The organism is Pseudomonas plecoglossicida NBRC 103162 = DSM 15088, from assembly GCF_000730665.1.
Classification (GTDB): Bacteria; Pseudomonadota; Gammaproteobacteria; order Pseudomonadales; family Pseudomonadaceae; genus Aquipseudomonas; species Aquipseudomonas plecoglossicida.
This window is the reverse complement of record NZ_BBIV01000024.1, coordinates 54439-69341: the sequence shown is the minus strand read 5'-3', so window position 1 is coordinate 69341 and position 14903 is coordinate 54439. Positions and strand designations below refer to the sequence as shown.

The 14903-nt window shown below is 61.2% G+C and carries 18 protein-coding genes; 13 read left to right on the top strand and 5 right to left on the bottom strand.

The genetic code is table 11. The features are described 5' to 3' along the window. Window positions 1-4: 4 nt before the first annotated feature. Complete coding sequence (locus PPL01S_RS15530; RefSeq protein WP_028625402.1) at window positions 5-664, top strand: TetR/AcrR family transcriptional regulator; 660 nt, start codon at window positions 5-7, stop codon at window positions 662-664. A gap of 34 nt (window positions 665-698) precedes the next feature. Here the strand turns inward: PPL01S_RS15530 and PPL01S_RS15525 are convergent, their stop codons facing one another. Continuing rightward, window positions 699-1058: a RidA family protein gene (locus PPL01S_RS15525; protein WP_016394675.1), complete on the bottom strand. Its 360-nt coding sequence runs from the start codon at window positions 1056-1058 to the stop codon at window positions 699-701. A gap of 146 nt (window positions 1059-1204) precedes the next feature. On the opposite strand from PPL01S_RS15525, the gene PPL01S_RS15520 reads away from it, so the two are divergent. Next, the gene (locus tag PPL01S_RS15520; RefSeq protein WP_081833300.1) at window positions 1205-2587 is read left to right on the top strand and encodes a tyrosine-type recombinase/integrase; all 1383 of its coding nucleotides are present in this window, start codon (window positions 1205-1207) and stop codon (window positions 2585-2587) included. Window positions 2588-3073: 486 nt separating this feature from the next. Here the strand turns inward: PPL01S_RS15520 and PPL01S_RS15515 are convergent, their stop codons facing one another. Continuing rightward, the gene (locus PPL01S_RS15515) at window positions 3074-3637 is read right to left on the bottom strand and encodes a recombinase family protein (protein ID WP_033743251.1); all 564 of its coding nucleotides are present in this window, start codon (window positions 3635-3637) and stop codon (window positions 3074-3076) included. Between the two features lie 691 nt (window positions 3638-4328). Here PPL01S_RS15515 and PPL01S_RS15510 point away from each other — a divergent pair. From PPL01S_RS15510 to PPL01S_RS15465, 11 genes are all read left to right on the top strand, one after another. Beyond that, window positions 4329-4763: a hypothetical protein gene (locus PPL01S_RS15510; protein ID WP_028625404.1), complete on the top strand. Its 435-nt coding sequence runs from the start codon at window positions 4329-4331 to the stop codon at window positions 4761-4763. 10 nt (window positions 4764-4773) lie between these two features. Then, the gene (locus tag PPL01S_RS15505) at window positions 4774-5049 is read left to right on the top strand and encodes a hypothetical protein (protein ID WP_028625405.1); all 276 of its coding nucleotides are present in this window, start codon (window positions 4774-4776) and stop codon (window positions 5047-5049) included. Window positions 5050-5079: 30 nt separating this feature from the next. Continuing rightward, window positions 5080-6027, top strand: a complete 948-nt coding sequence (locus PPL01S_RS15500; RefSeq protein WP_028625406.1) for a hypothetical protein — start codon at window positions 5080-5082, stop codon at window positions 6025-6027. A gap of 2 nt (window positions 6028-6029) precedes the next feature. Further along, a complete protein-coding gene (locus PPL01S_RS15495; protein ID WP_028625407.1) occupies window positions 6030-9299 on the top strand; it encodes a hypothetical protein in 3270 nt (1089 codons plus the stop codon). Continuing rightward, a complete protein-coding gene (locus PPL01S_RS15490; RefSeq protein ID WP_028625408.1) occupies window positions 9296-9541 on the top strand; it encodes a hypothetical protein in 246 nt (81 codons plus the stop codon). The genes PPL01S_RS15495 and PPL01S_RS15490 overlap by 4 nt, the downstream gene beginning before the upstream one ends. Beyond that, window positions 9538-10131 (top strand): hypothetical protein, encoded by a 594-nt coding sequence (locus tag PPL01S_RS15485; RefSeq protein ID WP_028625409.1) that lies wholly within the window; start codon window positions 9538-9540, stop codon window positions 10129-10131. Before PPL01S_RS15490 ends, PPL01S_RS15485 begins: the two co-directional genes overlap by 4 nt. Then, window positions 10124-11089, top strand: coding sequence for a hypothetical protein (locus PPL01S_RS15480; protein ID WP_028625410.1), 966 nt, complete (start codon window positions 10124-10126; stop codon window positions 11087-11089). The genes PPL01S_RS15485 and PPL01S_RS15480 overlap by 8 nt, the downstream gene beginning before the upstream one ends. 2 nt (window positions 11090-11091) lie before the next feature. Continuing rightward, window positions 11092-11322 carry a hypothetical protein gene (locus tag PPL01S_RS15475; RefSeq protein ID WP_156042664.1) on the top strand — a complete coding sequence of 77 codons (231 nt, stop codon included), beginning with the start codon at window positions 11092-11094 and terminating at the stop codon, window positions 11320-11322. A gap of 3 nt (window positions 11323-11325) precedes the next feature. After that, window positions 11326-11484 carry a hypothetical protein gene (locus tag PPL01S_RS25150; RefSeq protein ID WP_156042665.1) on the top strand — a complete coding sequence of 53 codons (159 nt, stop codon included), beginning with the start codon at window positions 11326-11328 and terminating at the stop codon, window positions 11482-11484. 121 nt (window positions 11485-11605) lie between these two features. Further along, window positions 11606-12049 carry a Panacea domain-containing protein gene (locus tag PPL01S_RS15470; protein WP_028625412.1) on the top strand — a complete coding sequence of 148 codons (444 nt, stop codon included), beginning with the start codon at window positions 11606-11608 and terminating at the stop codon, window positions 12047-12049. Window positions 12050-12059: 10 nt separating this feature from the next. After that, window positions 12060-12470: a hypothetical protein gene (locus PPL01S_RS15465; protein WP_028625413.1), complete on the top strand. Its 411-nt coding sequence runs from the start codon at window positions 12060-12062 to the stop codon at window positions 12468-12470. A 178-nt stretch (window positions 12471-12648) separates the two neighbouring features. Here PPL01S_RS15465 and PPL01S_RS15460 read toward each other — a convergent pair whose 3' ends face one another. Genes PPL01S_RS15460 through PPL01S_RS15450 form a run of 3 tightly spaced genes read right to left on the bottom strand, consistent with a single transcriptional unit; the run spans window position 12649 to window position 14895 of the window. Beyond that, entirely contained in the window at window positions 12649-13080 is a 432-nt protein-coding gene (locus PPL01S_RS15460) for a hypothetical protein (protein WP_028625414.1), read from the bottom strand. Beyond that, entirely contained in the window at window positions 13077-13406 is a 330-nt protein-coding gene (locus tag PPL01S_RS15455) for a hypothetical protein (RefSeq protein ID WP_028625415.1), read from the bottom strand. The genes PPL01S_RS15460 and PPL01S_RS15455 overlap by 4 nt, the downstream gene beginning before the upstream one ends. Continuing rightward, a complete protein-coding gene (locus PPL01S_RS15450) occupies window positions 13393-14895 on the bottom strand; it encodes a DUF5906 domain-containing protein (protein WP_028625416.1) in 1503 nt (500 codons plus the stop codon). The genes PPL01S_RS15455 and PPL01S_RS15450 overlap by 14 nt, the downstream gene beginning before the upstream one ends. Window positions 14896-14903 lie beyond the last annotated feature (8 nt).

Genomic DNA, 14903 nt, shown 5'->3' with positions numbered 1-14903 from the left:
ACGGATGATCAAGGAAAGCCCTGACAAACCGGGCGTGCAGGTGGCGATACCGGCGCAACCGCGCAAGGAACCGCGCCAGGCACGTTCGGTCGCGCTGGTCACGGCGGTCAAGCAGGCCGGGCGGCAGATTCTCGAAAGCGAGGGGCGCGATGCCCTGAGCGCGCTGCGCCTGGCCGAGGATTCAGGGGTGGCGATCAGTTCGATCTACGAATACTTCCCGACCATGGAATCGTTGATCGCGGCGGTGTTCGACGACTACCGCAGCGAAGCGCGTCGGGGGCTGTACGCGGATGTCATGGCGCTGCCAGCCGGTACCACGCTGTTCGACGGCATCCTGCTGGTGTTGCGTGCGGTGCTGGCCTCGCACCACAAGAAGACCCTCTACGACCCGGACTTCAGCGTGCGCTCGACGCACTATGACGAGCTGGTGCGGCTGGATGTGGTCAAGGCCAAGCAGCTGTGGAGCGCCACCGCAAGCTCGGCCCTGATGCAACGCTTCGCCGACGAGATCCGTGTAAAGGACCGGGAAAAGGCCGAGTTCCTGGTGTACCAGACCTGGTCGGCGCTGCCGCGGGCCATGCTGCTGGAGCGCCCCGGCTACCTGACCGACCCGGACACCCCGCAGCTGCTGGCGCGCATGCTGCACGCCATGCTCACCCAGTGAGATCGCTATCGCCGGCCTGACTCTTGAGCGGTAATCAGCCCTTGGCGGCCATCGCGGTCACTTCCACGCGCATCTGCGGGAAGGCCAGCGCCGCCACGCCCACGGCGGCACGCACCGGCCACGGTTTGCTGAAGAAGCGCTGGTAGACCTCGTTGAAGGCGGCGCGGTCGGCCATGTCGGTGAGGTAGATGGTCAGGTGCATGACCCGGTCCATGCCGCTGCCGGCCTTTTCCAAGGCGTCCTTGAGCGCCTGCAGCGTGCTTTCGCTCTGCTCGACGATATCGCCATCGAGGTCGGCAGGGATCTGCGTCGTGACCAGGATGCCGTTGAACTCGGCGACGTCGGAGGAAATCGACTCGGCGTCGGAATCGGGGGTAAAGGTGATGTTTGCCATGGGAACTTTGCCTTGCAACGGAAGGAATTGTTTTCGCCTAACTTTCAGTAACCATCTGCCATAGCCAGTATTTACGGTGCTTTTGGCTGGTTGTGCAATCAATATACCCCCAACCAAACAGGGTGTATATAGCAGTTTGTGGTGGTATGCTTCGCGGTATCCGTACCACCAAGTCAGCATGGATACCACCAGTGCCAGAACAACAGCCACCAGAGAAACCCAAGGCCGATAGCGACCAGGCGGCTCGCAATATCAGCGAGCCAGGCAAGTACCCATCAGGATCGATCCCTGGCATGTACCTGCACGTCAAAAAGGCCTCAAAGGTTTGGGCGCTCAAGTACCGGCTACGCGGGGAGGAGGGTACGTACACCATTGGCCGGTTCCCAGACTTCAGTTACACCCGTGCCGTCGAACTGGCACAGGAGGCCCGTACCTGGGTTGCCGAGGGCCTCAAGCCGCTCGATATGAGGAGTGCGCGGGAGGAAGCCGAACAGGCACAGCTGGGGGAGACGTTCAGCAAGGTGTGCAGTGAGTGGCTGGCCAATCGGGCCGATCTGTCCGCTAAGACGCTGCTGAACTACCGGGCCACCTTGGATCGGCATGTCCTGCCTGCGCTTGGGGCGTTGCCGGTGCATCAGATTGAGTATCGCCATATCAAAAAGGTCCTCACTGCGCTGGCGGTCACGCCTGCTGCTGCAGCACATGCGCTTGTCACCATGCGGGCGGTGCTGGACTACGCCCTAGAGCTGGAGCTGATCGACGATAACGTCGCTGCGCGGCGGGGCAAGGGTCTCATCCGCAAACGCAAGACCATCCACCACGCTGCCATCGAGCGCTCTGATGACCTCAAGGAGTTCCTGCGTCGCCTGGAAGAGCAGGCGCCGACCGGTAGGCCGACTACCTGGGCACTGTGGCTTCTAGTCCTGCTGCCTGTGCGACCAGGCGAGCTGTGCGCCATGCGCTGGGAAGACATTCACGGCCTGGACAAGGAGGGCGCCGCTGAATGGCGCTACGTGGTGCCCAAGACCGGCAAGCTGCATGTGGTGCCGCTGCCGCTAAGGGTTGTCGGGCAACTGAATTTGATCTGGTCGCGCCGGGCACAGTTACAGGCCGCTGCTGTGCCTTCGCCCTTCGGTGGCGGTGTTGTGATTGAGGACGAGCGAAAAGGGTGGGTGTTCGCCTCGACTCGTGGGGGTGCGCATCTGAGCACAATGACCTTGCTCAAGGGTATTCGGGCATTGGGTTACGAGAAGGGCGAGCTGACCTCGCACGGGTTCAGATCGACATTCCGCAGCCTGGGGCATGAGCTGCTGGGTATTGAGGCCATTGTCCTGGAGCTGTGCCTTGGGCACCGTATGCCGGGGCCATTATCCGACACCTATGCACGGGCGCACCTGCTGCCGCAGCGCCGGGAGGCCATGTTGCAGTGGTCGGACTTTGTCGAGGGATTGTGGTTCGAGGTGGTGTATGGCGTGAGCCGGGAGGACGCTGCGCAGGCCCTGACACCAAAAGGGCTGGGCAAGGAATGATGGCTACCTGAATCGAAAGTCAGGATTTTACTAAATTTAACGACCATTTTAATAAATTTAAGTGGCGTTTTATTAAATTAAGCCTGGCAGGCGTTAAATTTAGCTGCGTGTTTTGAGTATATGGATATGTGATATCTGGTTATAAGGCACAGGTTGGAGGGCAAATTGAATGAGCTGAGGCCATTCATGAATGGGATGGAGGCGAAGAGGTCATTCGTGCAGGGAAGGCACACGGCACAAGGGCTGGAGAGGCTTTGAATTACTATGAATGACTTAATTTATTATATTAGAAGAATAGGTATAAATAGAGTATGTGCTCTATATATGCCCCCTGTGCGCTGGAGGGAGCAGAATGCGTTTTTTATCATTCATGCCCATGCAGTCCTCGTTCGCGGCGTCTAGCTCGCGGCTTTCCGGTTGAATGGGTGCACCCATTCACTGGCCATTCACCTATTCATTGGTGCCATCATGGCCACTGTATAGCCACTATTCAGCATTCCAGTACCGCTTGACCGTGGTCAGGCTCAATCCGGACAGCTTGGCCACCTCGCTCTGTGACCGCCCCGCCTTGAGCGCCTGCACCTTCTCCATTGTGCTGGTAGCCACCGGCCTGCCCAGCTTCTTACCTTGATTTTTGGCCCGCTCCAGGCCGGCTTGGGTGCGCTCGACAATCAGGTCACGCTCAAACTCAGCCACCGCCGCCAGGACGCCCATAGTCATTTTGCCGGCTGCGCTGTTCAGGTCCATGCCGCCCAGCGCCAGGCAGACCACCTTGATTCCACGCTCTGCCAGCATCTTGACCGTGAACTGTACGTCGATGGCGTTGCGGCCCAGCCGGTCGAGCTTGGTCACGACCAGGATGTCGCCACCTTCCAGGCGGTCCAGCAGCGTGGCGAACTTCGGTCGCTGTGCTGCCACGGTGCTACCTGAGATTGTCTCTGTGACAACGCGCTTAGGCTCCACCGCGAATCCTGCAGCCTTCAGTTGTTGTACCTGGTTCTCAGTGGTCTGGTCGGCTGTGCTGACGCGGCAGTATGCAAACGTTCTCATGGCGATCACCTCTCTATATGGTGCCAACAAACGTAGTGCCAAACTAGATCAGTACCAACAAACGGTCAAGCATATTTGTTGGCACCAATATGCAGTTCGATCAGCGGTATCGTTTGACGGACGTTTGTTGGTACCAGGAATCATCCACCAAACAAAAAAATCACCCCGAATGCTTTGGGTATGTATCAGACAAATTAGATCGGCATTGCTGAAACGATTCAAATTCAGCGAAAGAGGCACGGCCGAGCAGGATCACTAGGTGGAATGGGCGGGGTGGCTGGAAAAGTGCCCCAGGGGCGGAAATCGTCGGGCACCGTGGGGGTGGCACGCGTCCTTTGTGCGTTCGTTCATACGTATAACCACATCTGTGTGCCGCGACCTAAAATTTTAAACTCCAGTTATAAGCCCCTCAAATTCCCCGCCAAAAATTTTCAGCGCAGACTCCCGCCCTCAAGAAGTCCCCGACGAACGGCACAGCCATTAGAACCGTGTGCATAACTCAAACCTTACACGCCAACACTGACCAGCCTATAAAAATCAACAACTTGTGCCAATAGTTAAAACGTGTAAAACCTTTTAAATTAGTACACGGTTTTATATTAAGCGAATCAAGTTAGACGAACGGTAGTATTCTCCGCACCAATTCTGGCTATTGTGAAGGCATCACGAAATCACTCGGGGGGAGCGACCAGTGAGCCAGTCAACAACCGCCACACTGTGCACCGTCAGGCAGCTCGCGAAGCTGGCAGGCCTGGACGTGTCGACCTTCGCCAAGCACCCCGAGCTACTGCCTGCCGCCACGGTGCACACCGCCACGGGTGGCAGGCCCGCCAAAGCCTGGACCCTTGATCAGCTCGCCGAGTTGATCCAGCAGCGCACCGCTGGCTGGTCCGACCTTGAACTACGTGTGCGCGCTGCCCTGCTGACCCCACGTCCAGCGGAGGACGCCATGGCCAAGCCCCCGTTCGACGAACCGATCTTCGACGCCCACGGACGTGTGCTGTACACCCCGCCCGGGTACGACGTGCGCAAGCTGACACCCGAGCAGCGCGAAGAAGTCATCCGCAGCGCCCCCGTCCGAACCCAATCCCGCGCCCGGCCCAGCCGTGCCAAGGCCACCAACTGAGGTCACGCCCATGTCCGCGAAGATCATCAAATTCCCGAACTTGAAACCGCTCACCGGCTTCGCCTGGGCGCTTGAGGTGGCTGCACCGGCCAGTACAGGCAGCGCAGTGCACAACAGCTACAGCGCTGTATTGGCACCTGTGCCAACCCAGGTCATCGACCCTGCCCGGTGCTTCATTGCCCGTCGCGGGACCACGTTCGCGGACCAGCTAAAGACCGACGAAGAGCTGCTGACCGAACAGGCTGTCGATGAACTCGCCGCCGATCCAGACATCCCGATTCATTGATCCGGCGCATGTGCCGGGGGAGCACCGCAAATGGCTTTCGCAGACGTTCTCGCCACACTCAACCAAGGCTTGGGCAATGTCACCGGCACACCGCTGGGGCAGCTGGGGCTGCAGCTGATGGCGCAGTCCGGCTACCAGCCTGGCAACCCAAGCGGCGGCGCTCGCCTCGGTAATGCGCTGGCCGGCATGGGGCAGATGCAGGCCCAGCAGCAACACGCGCAGCAGCTGCAGGCCTACCGTCAAGCGCAGATGCAGCAGATGGAACAGGCGCAGGCCATGCAACAGGCCCGGCTTGCCCAGCAACAGCGCCAAGAGCAGGCACTGCAAGACCCCGGACTGCAATCGAGTCTTGGCCCCTTGGCCCGGCAACTTGCCGCGCTTGGCCTGCCGCTCGATGACATTCTCCGGGCCAACAGCGGCGACGCCTTACAGGCCCACCGGGAAGCCTCCCTGGCCCAACAGCAAGGCCAGTTCGACGCCCGCCAGGCCCGCATCGGTGCCGGTGGTCGCGAGCCGTCCGGGCAGCGTATGCCGACCCAACGCCAGGTACTCGACGAACCTTTGGGCGACGGTCAGATGCAGCGCCATGTGCTGAACCCACAGACCGGCCAGTATGAGAAGTATGGCGAGCCGTTCAACCAGTACAGCCCTGGACGGAAAGCCAAGACCACACCCGCGCTCGACGCAGTCGTCGATGCGCTGACCCCTGCACCAGATGCCCAGCCGGACCTTTCCGCGCTGCCAGGTAGTGGTGGCCTGCAAAGCTACGCCCCGCAAGCCCAAGGCCCGGTCGGCGTCCTGCCGATGGCAGCCGCTGGCGGTGGTGTGCAACCTGCACGCAAAGCCAAGGCCGCCGTCGATGACAACTTGAAAGCCGCCAGCGCCGCTATCGCTTCGGGCAAATCGCGGCAAGCTGTGGTCGCACGCCTCAAGCAAGCGGGCTACAGCGATGCTGACATTGGCGCCGCAGGTATCTGACCATGGCCATGAACTTCGACGACCTGCCAGACGAAGCGCCCACCCCGGCGCCGTCTGCTGCGTCCGCTGACAGCGCAATGTCGTTCGACGATTTGCCAGATGAGGCACCGCGTCAACCTGCACCGACAATGGCGGCTACTGTGCCGACTGCTTCGCCATCGGGGAGCAGCTTCGATCCAGCAGAGCTGTACCGCGGCGCCGCACGCGCTGTCGATAACATGGGCCTGGCCGCAGCCCGAATCATCGGGATTCCAGCGGCGCAGACGTTCGACGCAGCACGGGGGCTCATTACGGATGACTCTCCGGGCATGGCGCAGAATGCTCTTAGTGAACATGTGCTGAACCCGTTGCAACAACGCGCCGATTCGCTGGCGCCTGCTGCTGACGCGCCGCTGGTCAACAGGGTGATGCACGGCGTCGGTGGCCTCGGCGGCAACCTGCTGTCGATGTTGGCCACAGGTGGGTTATCCCGCGCTCCAGCCATGGCCGAAGCAGCGACTACGACCCTGCCACGCGTTGCCGGTGAAGTAGCCCAGGCTGCCCGCACCATGGCCGTTCCAGCGGCCACCGACGCGATCAACACCGGCCACGATATCGAGTCGCGCACCGGCTCACTTCCTCAAGCGCTCGGTGGCGCTGCCGCTGCGGGCGCTGCCAACATCGGCATGGGCCTGTTGCCCGCCGCACTGCCTGGCAACCTGGCAACACGACTGGCAACTGGTGCTCCGATTGGCGCCCTCACCGGTGAAGCCACTCGGCAGATGCGCAACATGGTGTTGCCCGAGGGCATGCAGCAACCATTCGACACTTCGAACTTGGCGGTCGATGCGCTGACCGGCTCCGTGTTGGCCGGGGCAATGGGCCGCAACCCGGAACCTCAGCGCCCAATTGAACAACCGCCAGCGCCCGTGCCAGAAGCGCAACAGGCCGCGCCGGTCGAAACTCCAGCGCCAGTACCACGGCCTGCACCAACCCCATTCGCCGGCAGCCAGGATATCAACCCGCTACTGGACCGGCTCGGTGTCCAGGGCGAGCAGCGCGCCCAAGCGCTGGACCTGCTGCGCCCGGTTGAGGCTGATGTAGAAGTATTGCGCCGTGGCGTGGTCACTGAGGCCGAGCAAAAACGACTGGCCAACCTGATCGGCCTGGACGGCGCCCAGGCATTGGCGCACGGTCGCAAGTTGGGCCAGACGTTCAACGCAGAGCAGTTCCGCGCAGTGACATCCGCAGTACAGAGCCAGATGGCAAGTGTGCTCGACCTTCAACAGCGGATTACGTCAGGTCAGGCTACTGATATCGAACGCGCCCAGTTCGTCGACGACCTGGCCAACATGCGCCGTACAACTGGCGAGCTGCTCGGTGCCAGAGCAGAAGCCGGTCGGGCGATGGCCGCCCAGCGCCGTCAGGTCTCCGACATTAAACAGGCCCAAGCCATCCTCGAAAGCGTCGGTGGTGTATCCGGTGCTGATGACCTGGCCACCGCTATTGGTGCTGCCATCCAGTCTGGCGGCCTGCAGAACGCTGCCAAGGTCATCCAGAAAGGCAACCACATCACCGACTACATCAAAGCCGGCTGGCTGTACGACCCGACCACGCACATCGCCAACATGGCAGGCAACACCGGCATGATCGGCGTCAACCTGATGGACCGCACCAACGCCGCGATCCTCGCAGGCGCCAAGCGCATGTTCGGCCTCAAGGGTGAAACCACCTGGTCAGAACCTGTCGCCCTTCTGAGCGGCGCCATCCGTGGCCAGGCCAAAGCACTTGCCGCCACTGGCAAGGCGTTCACACAAGGGGAATCCCCACTGCTGGGTTCCGGCAAGCTGGAAAACTCCAGCCTCCCGCAGCGGACCATGTCAGGCATGAAGGGCACGGCCAAGCTGGCGTTCGATAACGCAGCGCTGGCTTCGTTCCGATTCCTTGGCGCGGAGGATGCTTACTACGCCGTCACCAATTACGAGGCAGAGCTGCGCGCCCAGGCGCACCGCATCGCCTCCCAGGAAAAGCGCGACGGTGTATTGCCTCAAGGCATCAAGCTGAGCGGCCGCATCGAGCAACTGGTCAACAACCCAACGCCCGCCATGATCGAAACGGCAGGCAACATGGCGCGGGAATCCACCTTCAATGCCAAGGCCGGGCCGCTGGTGTCCAAGGTGCTCGCTGCCAAGGCTGCGTTACCGTGGCTTAACATCCTGATTCCATTCATAAAGACGCCAAGCTCGATTGTAAAGCGCGCCCTCAAAAGCAGTTTTGCTGGACTGTTCGCCCCCAGTACCTGGCGCGACATCAAGGCCGGTGGTGCCATACAAGAGCAGGCCATTGCCCGTGTGCTGACTGGCACGCAAATCATGATTGGTGCCGGGCTGCTGGCCCAGGCGGGTTACTTGACCGGCTCCGGGCCGAGCGATGACAAGGAACGCAAAGCCTGGCTCGCTGCAGGCAACCAGCCGTATTCGGTCAAGCTCGGCGACACTTGGTACGGCATCAATCGGCTGGACCCTTTCGCCATGTGGGCCTCAATGACTGCTGACCTGGTGAACATGGACTGGCGAAGCAAGAGCGCAGAAGACAACGCCCTGGAACTCGTCTCGTCGTTCGCCAACAACGTTGCCAACAAGACTTGGTTTTCCGGCGTCCAACGGCTGTCGATGGCGCTTGCAGATCCACAGCGGTACTTGCCCAGCTTCGTCAAACAGACCGCCGCCTCTGTGCTCCAGCCGAACGCGTTGGTGGCAAACATTGCTAGTCGCCAAGACCCCTACGCCCGTCAGCCTGAGACGATGGCCGACGCCTTGGCCAATCGTGTGCCTGGACTGCGCGATGATCTACCTCCGCGCCTGGATGACTGGGGGCAGCCAATCCCCAACAGCCGCCAAGGCGACACCGTGTTGCACTCGATGATCCCGATGACCCACGTCGAGGAAAGCCAAGACCCGCTCCGCCAGGAAGCGGCACGACTTGGATGGTCGCCGGGCAGGCAACAGGACTTCATCACGGCCGGCAAGAACAAACATGTGCTTACCCCCGAGCAGATCCGCGAGCGCTCTGAGGTTACAGGGCAGTTGCTGCGTCGTGACGCCGTCGCACTCATGAACAGCAAGGAGTGGAAGGCCATGGATGACGACCAGCGCCGCACTGCGCTGGGCAAGCTGCGTGACAAAGCACGCGCCGTCGTCAAGATCGCGATGCTCCCTTACGTGGTCAGTGGCAACCGGACCGCCCTGAACAAGTTGAAGTCCACCATCCAACAGCGGGAGGCCCGCAAATGAACACCCTGAACGAATGCCAGACCGCTATCCAGGCCGCACAGAAGCGCGTTGACGAGTTGCTGGACGCGAGGAAGTTTCTCGATAGCGAGCAGGAACTTGCGCGGGTCGCGCTCCGTAACGCGCATGCGGCGCTCCAGCGCCTCAAGTCTGCGGATAACCGGCTTCGCACCAACGCCCAGTCGGCTGAACTCGACCACTTGCGCGCCCAGTTGGACGCCGTACGAAGGAGCACCGCATCGTGAGCCACTACACCTTTGAACACCTGCAGCAGTTGCGCCTCGACGCGAAGCTGCACAGCCTTGACACCAGCCGCGCCAAGATCGAGCGGGGCACTGGCGACGTGTTCGCTGTGCACCTGCCACGGCCGATGTGGAGTATCAGCAGCGTGACCGACGAGAAGGTGCCGTCCATTGTCGAGTGCCGCTCCGCACCTGAGGCCGAGGGGACGCTGCTCAGCTGGCTGTTGAAGCTCACCCGTGCCGAACGCTTGGCCTGTCGCACCGGTCGCGTGATTGGTTGGTCCCCGGATCAGATCACCCGCAGACCGCTGACCGACACTGAAATCAGCGCGTACCGCGCCGAACTCCAGCACCTCAAGGTGCGCGACCGGCTTGCCGAGCAATTGGCCGAAGCGCTCCAGCGCCAGAAGGCCCAGCTTGCAACCCAGGCCGGCGTCGATCACCTGACCGAGCAGTACGGCCTACGACATAACGCCAAGCCTGCAGACGCGGGCGTAAACGCGTTGAAGGCCGACCCAATCCATGAAGAACCTGCAACGTTCGGTGCCACCCGGCGCCCATCCGCAGCCCGCAAAGGAGCACGTCATGAGTGATTTCGATATCGGCGCATTTGCCGCCGAAGTGACCGGCAGCACTGGTGTGCCGGACGCACCAGACCACGACACCGCATTGCCCAACAGCGTGGCCGATGAGGTCGAGCTGTTCGACGACGCCAACCGCGAGCGTGATGCACGCAACAGCACTGAACCGCCATCCAGCGATGCGGCAGATGCCGATGGTGCCGAACCGCCAGCCGGTCAGCTACCCCGCAAGCAGGTGCCACTAGCTGCCCTGCAGGAAGAGCGTCAGCGCCGGCAAGAGATCAACGCGCAACTGCAACAGGAGCGTGTCGCGCGCGAGCAGCTGCAACAGCAGCTCGCACAACTGCAGGCTGCCCAGCAACAGGCGCAAATCCCCGAGTTCGCTGACGACCCCGAAGGGCATGTGCGCGCCCTTAGCGAACAGTTCGAGCAGCGCTTGGCCGCACAGCAACAGCAACTCGCGCAGCGCGATTTCGAAGCCCAGGTGCAGCGCCAGACCTCTGCGGTGGCCCCGAGTGTGGTGGCATCCGAGCGGGCGTTGGCAGACGAGGTAGGGGAAGACAGCTATCGCGCCGCGTTCGACCTAGTGGACCAGCACGTCAACGACCAGCTGCGTGCGATGCACCCCGGCGCTGATCCGCAGACGATGCAGCAGGTCAAAGCGCTGGCAAGCCTACAGTTTGTGCAGCAGTGCCAGACTAGCGGCATAGACCCGGCGCGGCATGTGTGGGAGTTCGCACAGCAGCTCGGCTTCACCCCTGGTGCACGTGTGCCACATGCGCCAAGCGGCGATCTGCCACGCGTAGCCAGGGTGCCAGGCAATACCAGCTTGGGCAGCGTCGGCGGTGCTGCCGATCCGACCGTTGCCGGCAAGTTGACTGCCGCCAGTGTGTCGGCCATGTCCGACGCCGAGTTCGACCAGCTGTGCGCCAACATGCGCCGGCAGTCGGCCAGCGGGCCGAGGGTCTGATCGTGAATGAGGCCCACGTTTCGCGAGAGCAACAGATCGAACGCATGCTGCTCAACCTGCAGACTCAAGCCGAGCGCCGAGGTGACGCACACACGCGCTTGCGTGCCCGGATGCTGTGCCGTGGTTTCCGGGCCGCGCTGTGGGTCTACTCCGGCGAACGGCCCACTGTGGCTGAGCTGGAACGCATCCTGCTCGAAGAATTGAACAGCGTCATTCCGGCGCACAAGAGGTGAGTGATGAGCGACAAACGTGATGGTGTCAGCAAGCGGCCAGTCCGCACCGTGGGCAACGGCTCACCAAAGAGCAAACCCACCAGCCCGGGTGCCGGCAAGGGCGGTGTAGGCCGCCCCGAATCCCAGCGCCCGGCACCACGCGGGCGGATGGTGGATGACTGATGTGCACATGCGCGGCGCTAAGGATGGCGCCCAGCTGACGAACCCCGGTTGACTTCTGAGCGGTCGGGCGGATAATCAGCAGCCCTGATGCTATACCTGTAGTTGCCGACTCGGAGGTCACATGCCCAACGCTATCGATGCCGCGAAGTTTTTCCTCGCACAGGCGAACGAAGACGCAGGCGACCTTGTGTCCAACCTGAAGCTACAGAAGCTCGTGTATTACGCCCAAGGGTTTCACCTTGCGGTATACGGCACACCGTTGTTCGGGGAAGAAATCGAAGCGTGGACGCACGGCCCTGTTGTGCCTGATGTCTACCACCACTTCAAGCACCACGGTAGCGGCAGCATCCCCGTGCCTACGGACTTCGATCAGTCGGTGTTCTCGTTCGAGCAGCTCACTTTGCTGAATGAAGTGCAACAGATTTATGGCCAGTATTCTGCGTGGCGGCTGCGTGAAATGACTCACGAAGAGGCGCCGTGGAAGAACAACTACAAGCCGGGGGAGCATAACCTCCGCATTCCGAAAGACGAGATGGCGGCGTTCTTCAAGGACTATATCAAGTAGGGGTGTTCGAATGAGCCACCTCAAAGGTCGCGCCCCAAAGCAGAGTCAGTTACTCAAGCCGCGTGCAGAACCGACAGAGAACCCCGACCTCAAGCCGCCTATTTTCTCGTTCGAGTTTCTCCAGAATGGCTACTGTGTCAGCGACTGCACCAATGACGAGCGCGGGACAATGCTAGGCAAGCTGCGCACCATAAGCCAGTTGAGTTGGCAGGAGCTGAGACAAGCCCCTAGGCACGGGTTGGGTTATGAGACCATCGCCAGAAACGCCCTCAAAGCTCCGCTACCGCCAGTCGTGACCGAGGACGTGAACCTGATAGCGTTTCGGGCTATCGGAAAAGCGCCGATGGTCGGCTTCCGCTCTGGAAGGACGTTCCATGTCCTATGGGTGGATAGAGGCTTCACCGTCTACGATCACGGCTAGAAACAGCCTGTGTCACCATCGGTGCCCTTCAATCGACGCCGCTGGTGGTGACTGATGCCACCGGGGAGCACACTGCTGTCAATGTGCTAACCGCTGATTACAGCCCTTGCCACGCCCGGCCCCGGCATGCCCCTCCCGGCCTTGCCATGCCATACCTCGTCGAAAGCTAAACCCACGCCTACCTGACCCGTCGCAGTCGGTGCCACATATCTTTGAAGCCCACACGACCGTGCGGTGTGAACGCCCGCAGGAACAGCCACAGACTGACCAGCAGCCAGCCCGCTATGCTCGGCACCGCGTACAGCCCGAACTCTAGCCCAACCACGCGCAGCAGCATGTACAGGTGGCCCCACACCAGCGCCCCCAGCGCCAGCGACACGACTACTTCGACGAAATGCCGAACGTTGTACAGCACCCAGTTCCAGGCGAACGAAAGCGGCATCAGGATGCAGCAGGCCGCGAAGCCCCCCGCTGCCGCCAAAAGAAGGTTCGTCAGTGTAGCTTCGCATATCCAGGCGAACAGCGCCGCGAAGGCTGCCCAAAACACGGCGCCTGCCAGGGTGAATGCCGCCATCTGAACGACAGTGAAATCTTCTTGGCCGTTGTTCATGACTTTCTCCTCCACGCATCGAGCACGCCGATGCGGTCGAGATAGCGCAGGAAGTTGTGCGCCATGCCAAGGACTTGCGCCGGGGTTGGCGTGCCGTACAGCAGGTGAGCTCCCGTGTGCGCCGCGTGGCGCACGGTCTGGATGTGCTCGGGTGAGAGTTGGTCATCGACCTCGGCCAGCCATTTCAGGTCGATGACTTCCATGTCATCGGCCACCCTGGCTGCAATGGCCAGCGGACTGTCATTGGCGACCACTTCGATGGCGCCCTTGTCCTGGCGCTTGCGATAGGCGCGCAGTGCCGCCGCATTGAAGTCATGCACGGCCATGGTCGGCACCTCCCTGGACAAGCGCTACATTGGGGTAGCCTGGGGGCGTGACGCCCTGACCAATGTGCGCGTTGAACACCTTTGGCGACTGGGAATCCCAACAGCCGAAGTTGCGCCAGCACCATGCCTTGTCCGCCGCTCGTGTGGCCTTGGCATTGACCTGGCTGTACTCCAGCGCTCTGAATGCTTTGGCAAGGCTCACCGGGTCAAGTCGGAACCCTTTCGTCGCGGTCGGGTAGAGGGTGCCAAGCTGCTCGATGACCCCGGTGCAGCGACCAAGGTCGCGGTCAAAAGGCGCCTTGCCGTCCTGCACCAGTTCGTCGATGAAGGAGACAAGCGCGCTGCGCGCAGCATGTTGCATTTCGCGGCTGGCCTCAGTCTGTGGCACAGGTGCTTTGAAGTCCCAGTTGGCCGGGAACTGCCAGCGGGACAACACACCGGCCAGCAGCGCGGGACCAGGCCCTGCCATCCAGGCGCCCAGTTCCTTGTAGTAACCAGGTTCTTTCGGCTGGGCGCTGCAACGCAACACCAGCACGCGGCGGTCGCCTTCCATCAGTGGCAGCGCGTCTTCGTTGTTGGTGGTGACCACGTAGTGCGTGATGTTGCGGATATCCCGCGCAGCTTTGCCCTTGCCTTCGAACGATACCTGTTCCTCCGAAATCATGTTCTTGAAGCGTTCGTACCCGTCCGCCCTGTCAGACTTTGCCATTTCGTTCACGAACAGGATGCGCTTGTGCTCGGTCACATCGTCGAAAGACTTGTTGAGGCTGGCGCCGTTGCAACTGCCCACCATGGACCGCCCGAAGACTTCCTTGAGCAAATCCCAGAGCATCGACTTACCCACACCACCGAACTTGGAGTAGAGCACGATGGCACTCGGCAGCTTCACGTCGGGTGTCTGGTACAGCTGTGCCAACCAGTTCAGGAAGAACATGACGCCTTGCTGGTCGTTGTCGCTGATGTACATCAGGTGGCGTATGAAAATCTCGATGTCGTTGGATGTAGCGGTCGGGTGCGGGGTAACCATTTCTTCCTTGAGCACGAACCAGCGGTTGTACACTTCAAGGTCGCAGTCCGACTCCGGGGTACGGGTAGGCTCCATCACGATGCGCCGGACTACACGCCGGCTGTCGATATTGAAGTCCGGGTTGCCCCACAACTCGCCAGAGTTCAGGCGCTTCTCTTTAGGGTTGCCATCCTTGTCTTCAGTGTGCGACGTGACTTGCCCATAGTGCTCGGCACAGTAGTGCTTGAAGCCCTTTTCGCTCAGCTGGTCGCCGGAACGCTTGTGGTAGAACGGCTTGTCGCTGGCCGCGTACACCACGAAATCTTCGGAGATCAGTTCAAGCGTGTTGTGGTCCTCCGGGCACATCTTGGCCCGACCAGACGACCCGGCGTGTGCCTCAGCGATTTGCGGTTGGCTGCCGTGGCTGAAATCGACCTCCCGCTCAGGCACTACGGTTTGGTCGGTGCAATCATTGGTTGACATCTGTTGTA

Excerpts from the sequence above, each read along its gene's own strand:
- PPL01S_RS15530 (WP_028625402.1), top strand. The coding sequence starts at position 5 with ATGATCAAGGAAAGCCCTGACAAACCGGGCGTGCAGGTGGCGATACCG.
- PPL01S_RS15525 (WP_016394675.1), bottom strand. The coding sequence starts at position 1,058 with ATGGCAAACATCACCTTTACCCCCGATTCCGACGCCGAGTCGATTTCC.
- PPL01S_RS15520 (WP_081833300.1), top strand. The coding sequence starts at position 1,205 with ATGCTTCGCGGTATCCGTACCACCAAGTCAGCATGGATACCACCAGTG.
- PPL01S_RS15515 (WP_033743251.1), bottom strand. The coding sequence starts at position 3,637 with ATGAGAACGTTTGCATACTGCCGCGTCAGCACAGCCGACCAGACCACT.
- PPL01S_RS15505 (WP_028625405.1), top strand. The coding sequence starts at position 4,774 with ATGTCCGCGAAGATCATCAAATTCCCGAACTTGAAACCGCTCACCGGC.
- PPL01S_RS15500 (WP_028625406.1), top strand. The coding sequence starts at position 5,080 with ATGGCTTTCGCAGACGTTCTCGCCACACTCAACCAAGGCTTGGGCAAT.
- PPL01S_RS15495 (WP_028625407.1), top strand. The coding sequence starts at position 6,030 with ATGGCCATGAACTTCGACGACCTGCCAGACGAAGCGCCCACCCCGGCG.
- PPL01S_RS15490 (WP_028625408.1), top strand. The coding sequence starts at position 9,296 with ATGAACACCCTGAACGAATGCCAGACCGCTATCCAGGCCGCACAGAAG.
- PPL01S_RS15480 (WP_028625410.1), top strand. The coding sequence starts at position 10,124 with ATGAGTGATTTCGATATCGGCGCATTTGCCGCCGAAGTGACCGGCAGC.
- PPL01S_RS25150 (WP_156042665.1), top strand. The coding sequence starts at position 11,326 with ATGAGCGACAAACGTGATGGTGTCAGCAAGCGGCCAGTCCGCACCGTG.
- PPL01S_RS15470 (WP_028625412.1), top strand. The coding sequence starts at position 11,606 with ATGCCCAACGCTATCGATGCCGCGAAGTTTTTCCTCGCACAGGCGAAC.
- PPL01S_RS15465 (WP_028625413.1), top strand. The coding sequence starts at position 12,060 with ATGAGCCACCTCAAAGGTCGCGCCCCAAAGCAGAGTCAGTTACTCAAG.
- PPL01S_RS15460 (WP_028625414.1), bottom strand. The coding sequence starts at position 13,080 with ATGAACAACGGCCAAGAAGATTTCACTGTCGTTCAGATGGCGGCATTC.
- PPL01S_RS15455 (WP_028625415.1), bottom strand. The coding sequence starts at position 13,406 with ATGGCCGTGCATGACTTCAATGCGGCGGCACTGCGCGCCTATCGCAAG.
- PPL01S_RS15450 (WP_028625416.1), bottom strand. The coding sequence starts at position 14,895 with ATGTCAACCAATGATTGCACCGACCAAACCGTAGTGCCTGAGCGGGAG.